This window comes from Streptomyces phyllanthi (assembly GCF_009377205.1).
Classification (GTDB): domain Bacteria; phylum Actinomycetota; class Actinomycetes; order Streptomycetales; family Streptomycetaceae; genus Streptomyces; species Streptomyces phyllanthi.
The window spans coordinates 1-14426 of the sequence record NZ_VJZE01000221.1; the positions used below are offsets into that span (position 1 = coordinate 1).

The window sequence follows — 14426 nt, forward strand, 5'->3', positions numbered from 1 at the left end:
CAGATGGAACGCCTCCGCGGCCTCACCGGCCCGAGCGGTCCCCACGACACGCGCGACGCCCGCTGACCGACACCCCTCCCGAGCAACGCGGGCCCAGCCTGCGACCCCGTGCCGTCATCGCCGCCCAAGGGGAGGTCGGGAACGAGCAGCTCAGAGGTCCTCGTGCGCTCCGCCCCGCTGCCCACTCCCCATCACCCCACAGGCACCGCCTTCACCCAGATCCGATCCTCCGTCAGATACCGGTCCACCCTCAGCCCCACTTCCCCGAGCGCCTCCTCGAACTGCTCCCTGGTCAGCGGCCGGGCCTGGAACGTCTGGGTCCAGGTCGCGTCCGGGAAGACGTACTCCGCGCGTACCGAGTTCACCCCGTCACCCACGGGCTCGGCCGACACTATGCGCACGGTGAAACCACTGGGGTCGACCCGCTCCCGTGGCACATTCGTGTGGTAGTCCTCCCCCTCGCGCTGGATCAGCACGAACCCGTCGTCCCCCACATGCCTCAGACAGGTCCTGAGCAGGGCCCGCCGCTCCTCGATGTCGCCGGTGTGGACGAGGAACGACGCGAGCAGCACCACATCGAACCTCTCGCCCAGGTCGAGCTCCTCGATCGGGCTGCACACCGTGCGGGCCCCACGCACCCGCTCCAGCATCTCCGCGCACTCGTCCACGGCCGTGACAGTGAAGCCCCGCTCCAGTAACGGGTGTGTCATCCGGCCCACCCCGCTGCCCAGTTCGAGGATGTGTGCACCCGCGGGCGCCACGCCGGCGATCACATCCGGCTCGCCCATCACCGGCAGCCGTGAATAGACCTCGACCGCGCAGCCGTCCGGGGTCATCGCACCGAGCCCGGTCCCCTTGTGTCCTTCACGCATCTGATCGCTCATGTCTCTCCAACGGACCGCCCTCACCCGCTCGTTCCCCGCACCCCATCACCCGATGGGGTGAACCCGTTCGATGCGGGATCGATCCGGGTCTCGGCGGACGCGGATCCGGGTTTCAGAGCGCCTCGGAGCACCTCAGAGCGAGAACCATCCACGCCCCGCATACCAGTGCCCACCCGCCCGCAGATGGTCCACCACCGCCCGCTCGACGCTCGTACGGCGAGGCAGCGTGTCCACCGGCAGTTCCGGATCGCCGAAGACGAAGCGGATGGGAAGGTCGTCCTCCGGTTCGCTGTTCACGTACACGACCTCGAACCGCTCCTGGAACCGAACGATGTTGGAGTCCCCGGGCAGCCGTCGCTTCAGCTGCGGGTCGAGCAGCCACGAGTGGCACAGGGCGGACTCGTAACGCTCGTCCGGGTAGTGCAGCGCGAAGAACTCCCGCGCCAGCGCCACCGACCGGTCGCAGGCCTCCGGCGACAGCGGGCCCCGGTAGTCGGGAATGTGAAGGTTCAGACAGGGCTCACCCGACCGCAGCTCCAGCCCCACCCGGGCGAACCGCGCCACGTCCCCGTCTCCCAGACGCCAGCGCTGGAACTGGAGCCGGCCCAGCTGGTACATCTCCCCGTGGAAGTGCAGCGCGAACCACTCCGGCGTTACCAGGCCCCCCACGCCGTACCGCCTGCGGTGCAGGACCAGACCGCGTCCGAGGTCGGCCAGCGTGCGCCGGGACACCTCGTCGGGGACACCGCGCTCGCGGTGGTACGCGCGCACGTACGGCAGGGCGGCGACGAAGACGTACACGTGGAAGTAGCGGCCGAGCGGACCCGAGTCCAGAGGGAATCCGGGGAGATAGGGCCCTTTGCCGACCTCCCCCATGTCCCGCACCAGCCCGCCGACGCACCGTTCGAGGAGCCTCGTCGCCTCCTCGTCGGCGAGCAGCGTCCGGCGCAGCGCCAGGACCTCGTTGACGTCCTCGTACGGCACCGCGAGATCCAGCAGGAGGTCGGGCAGCTCGTCGGTCGGCGGGAGCCGCGTGTCCACGCTCGGGACGTCGTCGCCCTCCCGTTCCTTCAGCCATTCGGCCAGCTTCTCGTCCGCCCTCAGCGCGTCCAGCAGCAACGTCGCCTCCCTCGTGGGTTCGATCGGACCACCGACTCGTGGATGATCACCGTCTTCTGGAGAACGAGCGGGCCGAGGAGTACGTTTCCACGTAGGAGCAGTGATCCTGATGCGTACCGGCAGTGAACCGAGGACAGCCCGCAGCGCCCTCAGGCTGCGGCTCTGGCTGAGCGTGTGGGGGCTGATCTGGGCAACCATCGGAACCGCCGCGTTCGCTCTCGTCGGACGGACCGGCTGGGCGATCGCCTGCGGTGTGCTGTGGCTGCTCGTCACCGTCGACCTGGCCGTGATCCTGCGGCACATCCGCCAGGGTCCGCACTACCAGCCCGGGCGCGACGTGCCGCCGTACGACCCGTCCGATGTCCCGCCGTCCCGGCCGCCGCAGCGTTATCACCGGTAGACCCCGACGCCGATACGGCTCACGAGTCGAAGCGTGCCGCCTTCAGGTACTCCGGGTTCGGGTCGAGCGCCGCCGCGAGGCGGAAGTGCCGCTTGGCCTGGTCGGGCCGGCTCTGGCGCTGGTAGGTGCGGGCGAGTGCGAAGTGCGCGAACGCGTTGTCCGGCTCGCGCTCCAGGACGATGGTGAACTCCAGCTCCGCGGGCCGCAGTTGCGCCGAGGCGAAGAAGGCACGCGCGCGCAGCAGCCGGGCGGCCGTGTTCTCGGGATGGACGGCGATGACCTCGTCGAGCAGCTTCACCGCACCCCGCGGGTCGCCGGCGTTGAGCAGTTGCTCGGCGGCGCGGAAGTCGATGACGTCCGTCTCCGGAGTACGTCCTCTGCTACTTCTGGAACCGCTGTTCTCGGGCACGGCTGAGTCCTTCCCTTGCTGCCACGGTTCAACGCCCCTGTGGAAGGACGCTATTCCTGGGGTCGCTCCCGTGCCTCCCGTGCTCTGCGGACGAGATCTGCCCATACGTCCCGAACGCGCCGCTCCAGTTCCTCCAGGGGCACGTCGTTGTCGATCAGGATGTCCGCGATCTCCCGGCGCTGCTCGCGGGTCGCCTGGGCGGCCATCCTCGCGCGGGCGTCCTCCTCCGTCATCCCGCGCAGGTGTATCAGCCGGTGGAGCTGGGTCTCGGGGCTCGCGTCGACGACGACCACGAGGTCGTACAGCGGAGCGAGTCCGTTCTCGGTGAGGAGGGGGACGTCGTGGATGACGACGGCGTCCTCGGGGGCGGCCTCTTCGAGTTCGCGGGAGCGGGCGCCCACCAGGGGGTGCACGATCGAGTTCAGCACCGCGAGCTTCTCCGCGTCCGCGAACACGACGGAGCCGAGTCGGGGCCTGTCCAGGCTGCCGTCCGGGGCGAGCACGTCCTTCCCGAACGCGTCGACGACCGCCGCCAGCCCGGGAGTCCCGGGCGCGACGACCTCGCGTGCGATACGGTCCGCGTCGATCAGTACGGCGCCGCACTCGACGAGCAGCCGTGACACCTCGCTCTTGCCGGCGCCGATACCACCGGTCAACCCCACTTTCAGCATGACCGGAAGCTTAGGGCCTGCCGCTGACACGGCAGGGGTCCAGGCAGGCCCCCGCCGTCAGACCACAGGTCAGCCCTCGCCCTCCCGCTCCGCCAGGAACTTCTCGAACTCAAGCCCGATCTCGTCCGCGGAGGGAATGTCGGCGGGCTCGGCCAGCATGTTGCCGCGCGTCTCGGCGCCCGCGGCGGCGTCGTACTGGTGCTCGAGACCCTGGATCAGGGAGACGAGCTCCTCGTCGCCCTCCCTGATCTGGCGGTCGATCTCGGTCTGCGTGCGATACGCCTCCGTGCGCAGGGCGTGCGCGACGCTCGGCAGCACCAGACCGGTCGCCCCGGTAATCGCCTCCAGGACGGTCAGCGCGGCATCCGGGTACGGGGAGCGGGCGATGTAGTGCGGCACGTGTGCGGCGACGCCCAGGACGTCGTGCCCGGCCTCCATGAGGCGGTACTCGACCAGGGACTCGGCGCTGCCCGGGACCTGCGCCTCCTCGAAGGGGCTGCGGTGGCCGGGCACCAGCTCGGCGCGGTTGCCGTGCGGGGTGAGGCCCACGGGGCGGGTGTGCGGAACGCCCATGGGGATGCCGTGGAAGTTCACGGACAGGCGGACGCCGAGCCGCTCCACGATCTGCTGGACCGCCGCGGCGAAGCGCTCCCACTCGACGTCCGGCTCGGGGCCGGACAGCAGCAGGAAGGGCGCCCCGGTGGCGTCCTGCACCAGCCGCACCTCCAGCGTGGGCTCCTCGTAGCCGGTCCAGCGATCGCGCTTGAACGTCAGCAGCGGGCGGCGGGCCCGGTAGTCCACGAGCCGGTCGTGGTCGAAGCGGGCGACGACCTGGTGGGGCAGCGAGCCGAGGAGCCGGTCGACGATCTGGTCGCCGGTCTCACCCGCGTCGATGTATCCGTCGAAGTGGTAGAGCATGACAAGGCCGGCCGACTCCTGGGCGAGCGCCATGTCGACGACTGCCAGGCCCTTCGGCTCCCATGCGTACAAACCCTGCGGATCAAGCACTGTGACCGCTCCTCCTTGTGTCCGTACTCCACAACGCCGTACGGGGCGCCGGCATTCCCGTCGACGCCGCGTGGAGGGCGGTCACGGCCTCGCGGACGGACTCAAAGGCCGGACTCGGGGGCACCGTGCCGGCACGGAAAAGACCTTGGGCCCGCACCCAGAAGGGTGCGGGCCCGAGGTCAGCGGTTACTGGCTAGCGGTGAGCGTTCAGCTCTGGCCGCCGGCGAGCTTCTCGCGGAGCGCGGCCAGGGCCTCGTCCGAGGCCAGCGCGCCGGAGTTGTCCGCACCCTCGGAGGAGTACGAACCGCCACCGGAAGCGGCCGGAGCGGCGGCCTCGCCACCCTCGGCAGCGGCCTTCTCGTCCGCCTCGCGGGACTTGATGACCTGCTGCTGGTGCTGCTCGAAGCGGGTCTGCGCCTCGGCGTACTGGCGCTCCCACTCCTCGCGCTGCTTCTCGTAGCCCTCGAGCCAGTCGTTGGTCTCGGGGTCGAAGCCCTCGGGGTAGATGTAGTTGCCCTGGTCGTCGTAGGACGCGGCCATGCCGTACAGGGTCGGGTCGAACTCGACCGCGGCCGGGTCGGCACCGAAGGACTCGTTGGCCTGCTTGAGGGACAGCGAGATCCGGCGACGCTCCAGGTCGATGTCGATGACCTTGACGAAGATCTCGTCGTTGACCTGGACGACCTGCTCCGGGATCTCCACGTGGCGCTCGGCCAGCTCGGAGATGTGGACCAGACCCTCGATGCCCTCGTCCACGCGGACGAACGCACCGAACGGAACCAGCTTCGTGACCTTGCCGGGCACGACCTGGCCGATCTGGTGGGTGCGGGCGAACTGCTGCCACGGGTCTTCCTGGGTCGCCTTCAGCGACAGGGAGACACGCTCGCGGTCCATGTCGACGTCGAGGACCTCGACGGTGACCTCCTGGCCGACCTCGACGACCTCGGAGGGGTGGTCGATGTGCTTCCAGGACAGCTCGGAGACGTGGACCAGACCGTCGACGCCACCCAGGTCCACGAAGGCACCGAAGTTGACGATCGAGGAGACCACACCGGAGCGGACCTGACCCTTCTGGAGGGTCGTGAGGAACGTCTGGCGGACCTCGGACTGGGTCTGCTCCAGCCAGGCACGGCGGGACAGGACCACGTTGTTGCGGTTCTTGTCCAGCTCGATGATCTTGGCCTCGAGCTCCTTGCCGACGTACGGCTGAAGGTCGCGGACGCGGCGCATCTCGACCAGGGAGGCCGGGAGGAAGCCACGGAGGCCGATGTCGAGGATGAGACCGCCCTTGACGACCTCGATGACGGTACCGGTGACGATGCCGTCCTCTTCCTTGATCTTCTCGATGGTGCCCCAGGCACGCTCGTACTGGGCGCGCTTCTTCGAGAGGATCAGGCGGCCTTCCTTGTCCTCCTTCTGGAGGACGAGGGCCTCGATCTCGTCGCCGACGGCAACGACCTCGTTCGGGTCGACGTCGTGCTTGATCGAGAGCTCGCGGCTCGGGATGACACCTTCGGTCTTGTAACCGATGTCGAGCAGGACCTCGTCCCGGTCGACCTTCACGATGACGCCGTCGACGATGTCGCCGTCGTTGAAGTACTTGATCGTCTCGTCGATCGCGGCGAGGAATGCTTCCTCGTTACCGATGTCGTTGACCGCTACCTGCGGGGTGGTGGCGGTGGTCTCGGTGCTGCTCGTCATGTGGGAAAGGGCTCCGGTACGGACATTGAAGTCGTAGGCACTGCTTACGCCGGGAGCCCGTTTCGCTCTGCAGAAGCCGGACAGCCAAGGAAGCGCCACACCGGAGATCCGCTGGCGCCTCGACAACCGAGGGGACATACAACAGATGCGAGCGCAGCCTGCTCCGTCTGAGGCGCGCAGGCCCGCAGCGCAACTTGTAGCATACGGGGGCGGCCGGGCAGGGTCAACGTACGAAGACGCACACCCAGGGCGGATCGCCCCAAAACCGGCACAAGAACACACGCGGCGACAGTCGCATTCCGCGCACCGGACGGTGCCCGGAGGCCACACAGGCCCGCACCGACCCACCCGTGACACTGCCGGTACCGGTTGGTAGGGAAGAGTACGACGAGGGAGCAGATCATCCAAGAGCCCGATGCGTTCGAGCCCGAAGCCACCCGGCGTGAGGCGGGGGTCACGGAGAGTTCCCGGGCCAACCGGGGCTGGTGGGACCGGAACGCGGACGAGTACCAGACCGACCACGGCACGTTCCTCGGGGACGACCGCTTCGTGTGGGGCCCGGAGGGCCTGGACGAGGTGGAGGCGGAGCTCCTGGGGCCCGCGGAGGACCTCAAGGGCAAGGACGTCCTGGAGATCGGCGCCGGCGCGGCCCAGTGCTCGCGCTGGCTGGCCGGCCAGGGCGCCCGCCCGGTGGCCCTGGACCTCTCCCATCGTCAGCTCCAGCACGCGCTGCGCATCGGGGGCGCCTTCCCGCTCGTCCAGGCCGACGCGGGCGCCCTCCCCTTCGCGGACGCCTCCTTCGACCTGGCGTGCTCGGCATACGGGGCGCTGCCCTTCGTCGCCGATCCCGTGCTGGTGCTCCGGGAGGTCCACCGGGTGCTGCGTCCGGGCGGGCGCTTCGTCTTCTCGGTGACCCACCCGGTCCGCTGGGCCTTCCCGGACGAGCCGGGCCCGGAGGGGCTGAGCGTCTCCCACTCGTACTTCGACCGCACGCCGTACGTCGAGCAGTACGTCGAGAACGGGGTGGGCCGCGCGGTGTACGTGGAGCACCACCGCACCCTCGGCGACCGGGTCCGCGACATCGTGGCGTCCGGTTTCCGCCTGGTCGACCTGGTCGAGCCGGAGTGGCCGGCCTGGAACACGTCCGAGTGGGGCGGCTGGTCCCCGCTGCGCGGGAACCTGATCCCGGGAACGGCCGTCTTCGTGTGCGAGCGGGGCTGACCACGGGACGGAATCCGAAAAGGCACGCGCGCGTGGGGGTGCGCGTACCGGCACGCGCGCGTGAGAGCGGTGCGGCAGTCGTACGACACTGAGGGCGTGATCCGTGACGACGCCCTGGACCCGTTGCCCGTCCGCGGTGCCCTGCCCGCGCTGAACGACGCCCTGGAGGGGCACGGCGCCGCCGTTCTGGTGGCGCCGCCCGGTACCGGGAAGACCACGCTCGTGCCGCTGGTGCTGGCCGGGCTGGTGGGCGAGGGGCCCGCACGGCGTGTCGTCGTCGCCGAGCCCCGCCGTATCGCCGCCCGGGCCGCTGCCCGGCGGATGGCGTGGCTGCTCGGGGAGAAGGTCGGCGGGAGCGTCGGGTACAGCGTGCGCGGCGAGCGGGTGGTGGGGCGGCACACGCGCGTGGAGGTCGTCACGACGGGACTGCTGCTCCAGCGGCTGCAGCGGGACCAGGAGCTGGCGGGCGTCGACGTGGTGGTGCTGGACGAGTGCCACGAGCGGCACCTGGACGCGGACACGGTGGCGGCCTTCCTGCTGGACGTGCGGGCCGCGCTCCGCCCCGAGCTGCGTCTGGTGGCCGCGTCCGCCACGACCGACGCGGAAGGCTGGGCCCGGCTGCTGGGCGACGCGCCGGTGGTCGAGGCGGAGGGCGTCTCGCATCCGGTGGAGGTCGTGTGGGCGCCTCCGGCGCGTCCTGTACGGCCGCCGCACGGTATGCGGGTGGATCCGGCGCTGCTGGCGCACGTGGCGTCCGTGGTGCGGCGGGCGCTGGCGGAGCGGGAGGGTGACGTGCTGTGTTTCCTCCCCGGGGTCGGGGAGATCGCGCGCGTGGCCGGGCAGCTGGGGGACCTGGGTGACGTCGAGGTGCTCCAGGTGCACGGGCGGGCGGCCGCGGGCGTCCAGGACGCCGTGCTGTCCGCGGGGTCGCGCCGCAGGGTGGTGCTGGCGACGTCCGTGGCCGAGTCGTCGCTGACGGTTCCGGGGGTGCGGGTGGTCGTGGACTCCGGGCTGGCGCGGGAGCCGCGGGTGGACCACGCGCGCGGGATCGGCGCCCTGACGACCGTACGTGCCTCGCGGGCGGCCGGGCGTCAGCGGGCGGGCCGTGCCGGGCGTGAGGCTCCGGGAGCCGCGTACCGCTGCTGGGCGGAGGCCGAGAACGCCCGCCTGCCGCGTTTTCCCGCGCCCGAGATCGAACTGGCCGACCTGACCGCGTTCGCCCTCCAGGCGGCCTGCTGGGGCGATCCGGAGGCCTCCGGGCTGGCGTTGCTCGATCCGCCGCCGGGCGGGGCGATGGCGGCGGCGCGGAGTGTCCTGTCGGCGGTCGGGGCGGTGGACCCGGCGACGGGCCGTGTCACGGAGCGCGGTGTGCGCATGTCGCGCCTGGGCTTGCACCCCCGTCTGGCGCGGGCGCTGCTGGACGCGGCGCCCGGGATCGGCGCGGAGCGGGCGGCCGAGGTGGTCGCCCTGCTCAGCGAGGAGGCGCCGCGGGAGTACGGGGACGATCTGGCCGCGGCGCTGCGGACGGCCCGGCGCGGCGGCGACGCCTATGCCGGACGGTGGCGGGCGGAGACCCGGCGTCTGCGGACCGCTGCGGACGCCGGGGCCGCGCCCTCCGGCGCGGGTGGCGGCGTGGACCTCGCGGACGACGCCGCCGTCGGGCTCGTGGCCGCGCTCGCCTTCCCCGAGCGGGTGGCCAGGGCGCGGGGCGGGTCGTACGTCATGGTGTCCGGCACACGGGCCGAGGTCGGGGACGGCTCTCCCCTGCGGGGTGCTCCCTGGCTCGCCGTCGCGGTGGCGGACCGGCCCGTCGGCGCGGGGCACGCGCGCGTGCGGCTCGCCGCCGTGGTGGACGAGGAGGTGGCCCGGCGGGCCGCCGCGCCGCTGCACGCCGTGGGCGAGGAGGTCCGCTGGGCCGACGGGGACGTCGTCGCGCGGCGGGTGGAGCGGCTCGGGGCGGTGGAGCTCGTGGTGCGGCCTCTCCAGGACGCCGGCCCCGGGCTCGTACGGGCGGCCCTGCTGGACGGGCTGCGGGAGGAGGGGCTCGGGCTGCTGCGGTGGTCGGAGGACGCCGGGCGCCTGCGGCAGCGGCTGGCGTTTCTTCGGCTGCACCTGGGCGAGCCGTGGCCCGACGTCTCCGACGAGGCCCTCCACGCGCGCGTGGACGAGTGGCTGGAGCCCGAGCTGAGCCGTGCCCGGCGGCGGGGCGATCTGGCGCGGATCGACGCCGGGGAGGCGCTGGGCCGGCTGCTGCCGTGGGCCTCGGGTGACGCCGTGCGTCTCGACGAGCTCGCGCCCGAGCGGATCGAGGTGCCGAGCGGATCGAGGATCCGGATCGACTACGCCGATCCCGAGCGGCCCGTGCTGGCGGTGAAGCTGCAGGAGATGTTCGGGCTCCACGAGTCGCCGGCGCTCGCCGGCGTCCCCGTGCTCGTGCATCTGCTCTCTCCCGCCGGCCGGCCGGCCGCCGTCACCACCGATCTCGCGTCCTTCTGGAGGGACGGCTACCGGGCCGTACGGGCCGAACTGCGCGGCCGGTATCCGAAGCACCCGTGGCCCGAGGACCCCGCGACCGCCGAGGCGACCCGGTACACGAACGCGCGGCTCAGGCGGTGACCGGCTCCGGCGCCGGGGACCGCCCGGGCTCCGGCTCCCCCGGCCTGCGGCCGCGTGCCTCCAGGTAGAGGGAGAGCGACAGCAGCAGGACGCCCAGGGCGAGGAAGCCCCACGGCAGGTACGACGTCATCAGCAGCACCGCCGTGCGGTTGGACCTGACGAGGTCCACGGTCGATCGGATGTAGTCCTCGCGCATCTTCACGTGCCCGGCGAAGGCCGTCACCTTCTCGCGGCCCCCGAGGAGCGTGCCGCCGCGCAGTTCCTCCTTGTGGATCTCCTCGCCGTAGACGGGGGCGCCGGTGACGGGCTCGACCCAGAACTTGCGGACGGTGGTGTACCAACGGGTCGTGCCTGTTTCGGCGACCGTCTCCGGGGTGATCCCCTTGACGGGCATGGTCTTGGGGAAGGGGACCCTGGTCCAGGGGATGGTCTGCTCGAAGTAGTAGACCTCGACGCCGCGGAAGTCCTGTGTGCCCTTGTAGTGGATGGGGGCGGTGACACGGGCCTGGGCGTCGAAGTACTCGTAGTCCCGTTTCTCGGTCAGGAAGGGCCACTTGAACTCCAGGCCCTCGCGTTTCACCGGGTCGCCGTCGACCATCTCGCCCTTGGCGTGCACCGGTTCCTGGGTGTGGGCGTCGAAGATGTAGCGCTCGGGGACCTTGGAGACCATCTTGCCGTCGGGGCCCTGGACGTAGGAGAGCCCGTCCCAGACGACGACGTCCCGGCCGGCCGTCCTCTCGATCTTCTCGGAGGCCTCCACGTTGCCCTTGAGGGTCTGCACGATGGTGACCTTGGGGACCTTCTTCGCGGTCATCGTGCCGTAGTCGAGGAGGGTCGCGTTCCTGGCCTCCAGGACCATGTGCTGGTACTCGTTGGCCGGGATCTTGGCCAGGCGCGGGAAGGCGTACCAGCGCAGCAGCGGGGACAGCGCCGCGAAGAACACGGCGAGGGCGAGCAGGACCAGACTGGTCTTGCGGCGCATCTCGGCCTTCCTTCCCGGGGTCACGGGTGCGGGGGCACCGTCGTCAGCAGCGGCTTCGGTGATGTCTCACCCGTCGGTGAGCCCAGCGCCGTGATCGCGAACACCAGGGCGAACGCGACGGCGAGACCGGTCGTGGCGGCGACGAGAGCGCGCATACGGGCCTCCCTGCGCACGCGAACTGATGGGCCGGCAGAGCATGACCCCCTACCAGCTGACACTTCGTCAGCTCCGGCACCGTAGCAACGGCAGCGTGAGATGAGAACACGTCGCACACGACAACGGCGGCACTCCTCTTCATGGAGGAGCGCCGCCGTTGCGGTGTGAAGGGTTACGACGTGGTGGGGGTGGGCGACGCCGTCTCGGCCGCCGCCACCTTCAGGTCGACCGTGATCGTCGCGCCGCCCGTGGTGGTGACGCGGAGCAGGAAGTCGCCGGTCGTGTCGTCCGCGTACAGCCTCGGGAGCTTCAGCAGGCCGTCCTTGTCGGTGGTGAGGCCCGTGAGGGTGCGAACGGGCTTGTCGTCGGTCCCCTTGAAGTACGGGCCCTTGTCGTTCGCGGCCGGGTCCTCCGCCGACTTGACGAGGGTGGCGGTGGCCGCGACCCCGTCGGCGACCTCGCCCTTGTAGGTCGCCTTCACCTCGACCAGTTCCGCGAACTCGCCGCCCGGGACACAGGTCAGGGCGGTCGTGCTGGTCCTGGCGAGGGCGTCGGCCTGGCGGGCGGTGACCGTCGCCTTGAAGTCGAGGCCGGGCAGCGAACGGCCCACGACGGTGGCGCGCACCTTGAAGTCGCCCGTCTTCTCACCGGCCTGGAGCGCGGGCGCGGTGGCCGTGCCGGTGGTGCCGGTCATGACGGTGGCGACGGTCTCACCACCGGCGAAGGTGGCGTCCGTGTCGCCGACGATGGTGAAGCGGACCCGGACTCTCGCCACGGCCTTGCCGGACTCGGTCTCCGTGCGGACGGCGACCTTCTCGGCGAACGCGTCCCCGGCCGTCGCCGTGAGCGTCCCGGTGCCGGCGTCCTCCAGGTGGTCCACCGTTTCGGTGGGCGTGGGCGGCGTGCTCGGGGGCTTGGGCGGCGTGCTGGGGTCGGAGCCTCCGGAACCGCCGCCCGAGCCGCCGCCCGTGCCCGGGTTGCCGGGCTTCGCGGGGTCCTTCGGGGTCGTCGGCTTCTTGGTGTCCCCGGGCGACGGGCTGGGGCTCGTACCCGACCCGGAGTTCCCCCTGTCGCTCGGGGTCGTCGGCAGCGTGCCCGTGCCGTCCGGGACCTCGTGGGTGCCCTTGCGGTAGTACTCCAGCCACGACAGCACCGTGTTGTAGTAGTGCGTCGAGTTGTTGTAGCTGAGGATCGCGCTGCGCAGGTTGCCCTGGTCGGACAGGTCCCAGTCGAACCGGCACAGGTAGTGGCCGGCCGCGAGGGCCGCGTCGTAGATGTTGTTGGGGTCCTTGCGGCCGTCGTCGTTGCCGTCGCGGCCCGCCCACTCCCAGGTGGAGGGGATGAACTGCATGGGGCCGACCGCGCGGTCGTAGGAGCTGTCGCCGTCGTAGGCGCCGTTGTCGGTGTCGCTGATGGTCGCGAACGCGCCGCCGCTGAGCTGTGGGCCGAGGATCTTCGAGAAGGTCGTGCCGTCGGCGTCGACACGGCCGCCGCGGGCCTGGCCCGACTCGACCTTGCCGATCGCGGCGAGAAGCTGCCAGGGCAGGTTGCAGCCCGGCTTGGACTCGCGCAGGGACGCCTCGGCCTTCTTGTAGGCGTCGAGGACGGTGGCGGGTATGCCGCGCTCGGCCTCGCCCGTGGCGCTCGACGTGTCGCCCGTGCCGGGGCTCGGGATGGGGCTCTCGAGGGGCGGGAGGTCGGTGTAGTAGCGCGAGTTGCCGGTCGCGGTGTCGACGTCGGGCGTGGCGTCGGGTGAGGGTGAGCCGGTGGTCTGTCTGCCGGCGCCATCGGTCGTCACGCCCGGAGCCTGGGAGGCCGCCAGTGCCGCGACCACGACCGCGGCGACAGCCGTGTTCGCCGCCCCCTTGCGCAGCCTCTTGCCGAATTGCGCCGACATTGAGTGAACCCCTCCCCGTGCTCGATCGCCTTCGTGTTTCCCTGTGGTGCCGTCTGTCAGACTGTCCACGACTGTCTTCGGTTGCCCTTGGCAGGGATTCGACCGCGGTCCCCGGCAGGGCGACCCAGGTGACCCTACGGCAACTTCCGTCGCCCGGACACCCGTTCGTGCCCGTTATTCACCGGTTGGCCATATCCGTACCGGCGTGAAACGGCGCCCTCGGGGCGCGCGGCACCGGTCACGCATACTGGCGGGTAGTGATCGTCGGCCCGGATGGCCGCCAACGTCAGTCGCAGGGGGACGACTTGCCCTTCACTCTCAGCCACGCGGCCGCCGTCCTGCCCGCCGTGCGCCTCGACGGGACCGGGCGCGGGCCGCTGGTGCCCTCACTGCTGGTCGCCGGATCCTTCGCGCCCGACATGACCTATTACGCGGCGAGTGCGGTACCCGGGGCGATGGAGTTCGGGGACTTCACGCACTCCCTGACGGGCGTGTTCACCTTCGACGTGCTCGTCACCTGGGCGCTGGTGGGGATGTGGCTGGTCCTGCGCGAGCCGCTGGTGGCACTGCTCCCGCGCGGGCGGCAGGGCCGGGTGGCGGCGCTGGTGGGGTGCGGGGCGGGACAGGCGCGATCGCGCCGGCGCCTGAGGCCGTCCGACGCGCTGTGGTGGTACGTCTCCGCGGCGCTCGGCGCGCTGACGCATGTCGTCTGGGACGCGTTCACCCATCTCGACCGGTGGGGCATGCGGCTGTTCCCCGTCCTGGGGCAGGAGATCGCGGGTTCGCCGCTGTACTGGTACCTGCAGTACGGCGGTTCGGCCGTGGCCGCGGTCGTGATCGCGGTCTTCGTGGTGCTGGCACTGCGCCGGCAGCCGTCGGGGGAACCCGTGGGGGTGCCTGTGCTGTCCGCAGTGGACCGGTGGGTGGCCGGGGCCGTGATCGGGGGGTGCGCACTCGTGGCCGCGGCGCAGCGGGTGGCCCACTGGTGGGCGTACTGGGGTTCGACCGCGAAGCCGTACGAGGTGATTCCCACGGTGTGCTTCGGCGCCGGAGCGGGGCTCGCGCTCGGGCTGGCGCTGTACGGGATCGGGGCCAGGGTGTGGCGTCCGGCCCCCGCGGCTTCGGAGGAGGCCGTGGTGGGGAGCGTCTCCCGCTGATTCCCGGCCTGGCCGATTCCCGGCCGGACCGGGGCCCTGATGCGGTCGCGCTGGTCGCGATGGGCCACACCTGGCAGCCGGCCGGAACGGCGTGCCCGGAGGTAGCGCCCGGAGGTCACGCCCGGACTCCGCGCTCAGGAGCGTGCGACTGTTCGGGAGACCGTCGTGGCGGACTGTCCGGCTGCCCGGGCGGGGTCGCGAGGGG

The 14426-nt window shown here is 71.4% G+C and carries 13 protein-coding genes; 4 read left to right on the top strand and 9 right to left on the bottom strand.

What is annotated here, in order from left to right; genetic code table 11:
• Nucleotides 1–191: 191 nt before the first annotated feature.
• On the bottom strand, nucleotides 192–884 hold the full coding sequence (locus tag FNH04_RS26670; RefSeq protein ID WP_194236828.1) for a class I SAM-dependent methyltransferase: 693 nt from the start codon (nucleotides 882–884) through the stop codon (nucleotides 192–194).
• Nucleotides 885–1016: 132 nt separating this feature from the next.
• Entirely contained in the window at nucleotides 1017–2003 is a 987-nt protein-coding gene (locus tag FNH04_RS26675; protein ID WP_152788345.1) for an acyltransferase domain-containing protein, read from the bottom strand.
• Nucleotides 2004–2112: 109 nt separating this feature from the next.
• Between FNH04_RS26675 and FNH04_RS26680 the strand changes: the two genes are divergently transcribed.
• Nucleotides 2113–2403 (top strand): DUF6343 family protein, encoded by a 291-nt coding sequence (locus tag FNH04_RS26680; RefSeq protein ID WP_152788346.1) that lies wholly within the window; start codon nucleotides 2113–2115, stop codon nucleotides 2401–2403.
• 19 nt (nucleotides 2404–2422) lie between these two features.
• Here FNH04_RS26680 and FNH04_RS26685 read toward each other — a convergent pair whose 3' ends face one another.
• The 4 genes from FNH04_RS26685 to rpsA all read right to left on the bottom strand — a co-directional run bounded on the left by FNH04_RS26685 (nucleotide 2423) and on the right by rpsA (nucleotide 6192).
• The gene (locus FNH04_RS26685; RefSeq protein WP_322723937.1) at nucleotides 2423–2812 is read right to left on the bottom strand and encodes a tetratricopeptide repeat protein; all 390 of its coding nucleotides are present in this window, start codon (nucleotides 2810–2812) and stop codon (nucleotides 2423–2425) included.
• Nucleotides 2813–2862: 50 nt separating this feature from the next.
• Nucleotides 2863–3483 (bottom strand): dephospho-CoA kinase, encoded by a 621-nt coding sequence (coaE, locus tag FNH04_RS26690; protein WP_152788348.1) that lies wholly within the window; start codon nucleotides 3481–3483, stop codon nucleotides 2863–2865.
• Between the two features lie 69 nt (nucleotides 3484–3552).
• Nucleotides 3553–4491, bottom strand: coding sequence for a PAC2 family protein (locus FNH04_RS26695; RefSeq protein ID WP_322723940.1), 939 nt, complete (start codon nucleotides 4489–4491; stop codon nucleotides 3553–3555).
• A gap of 207 nt (nucleotides 4492–4698) precedes the next feature.
• Nucleotides 4699–6192 (bottom strand): 30S ribosomal protein S1, encoded by a 1494-nt coding sequence (gene rpsA / locus FNH04_RS26700; RefSeq protein WP_152788349.1) that lies wholly within the window; start codon nucleotides 6190–6192, stop codon nucleotides 4699–4701.
• 369 nt (nucleotides 6193–6561) lie between these two features.
• Here rpsA and FNH04_RS26705 point away from each other — a divergent pair, with 369 nt between their 5' ends.
• Both FNH04_RS26705 and hrpB read left to right on the top strand, forming a co-directional pair.
• A complete protein-coding gene (locus FNH04_RS26705; protein WP_152788350.1) occupies nucleotides 6562–7413 on the top strand; it encodes a class I SAM-dependent methyltransferase in 852 nt (283 codons plus the stop codon).
• 96 nt (nucleotides 7414–7509) lie between these two features.
• Nucleotides 7510–10029 (top strand): ATP-dependent helicase HrpB, encoded by a 2520-nt coding sequence (gene hrpB / locus FNH04_RS26710; protein ID WP_322723942.1) that lies wholly within the window; start codon nucleotides 7510–7512, stop codon nucleotides 10027–10029.
• Here the strand turns inward: hrpB and FNH04_RS26715 are convergent.
• The 3 genes from FNH04_RS26715 to FNH04_RS26725 all read right to left on the bottom strand — a co-directional run bounded on the left by FNH04_RS26715 (nucleotide 10019) and on the right by FNH04_RS26725 (nucleotide 13064).
• Nucleotides 10019–11011 (bottom strand): DUF3068 domain-containing protein, encoded by a 993-nt coding sequence (locus FNH04_RS26715; RefSeq protein ID WP_152788351.1) that lies wholly within the window; start codon nucleotides 11009–11011, stop codon nucleotides 10019–10021. The genes hrpB and FNH04_RS26715 overlap by 11 nt on opposite strands.
• 20 nt (nucleotides 11012–11031) lie before the next feature.
• Complete coding sequence (locus FNH04_RS26720) at nucleotides 11032–11166, bottom strand: SPW_0924 family protein (protein WP_152788352.1); 135 nt, start codon at nucleotides 11164–11166, stop codon at nucleotides 11032–11034.
• Nucleotides 11167–11339: 173 nt separating this feature from the next.
• Entirely contained in the window at nucleotides 11340–13064 is a 1725-nt protein-coding gene (locus FNH04_RS26725) for a lytic transglycosylase domain-containing protein (protein ID WP_152788353.1), read from the bottom strand.
• A 305-nt stretch (nucleotides 13065–13369) separates the two neighbouring features.
• Here FNH04_RS26725 and FNH04_RS26730 point away from each other — a divergent pair, with 305 nt between their 5' ends.
• On the top strand, nucleotides 13370–14221 hold the full coding sequence (locus FNH04_RS26730; protein ID WP_152788354.1) for a DUF4184 family protein: 852 nt from the start codon (nucleotides 13370–13372) through the stop codon (nucleotides 14219–14221).
• Nucleotides 14222–14426: the final 205 nt, after the last annotated feature.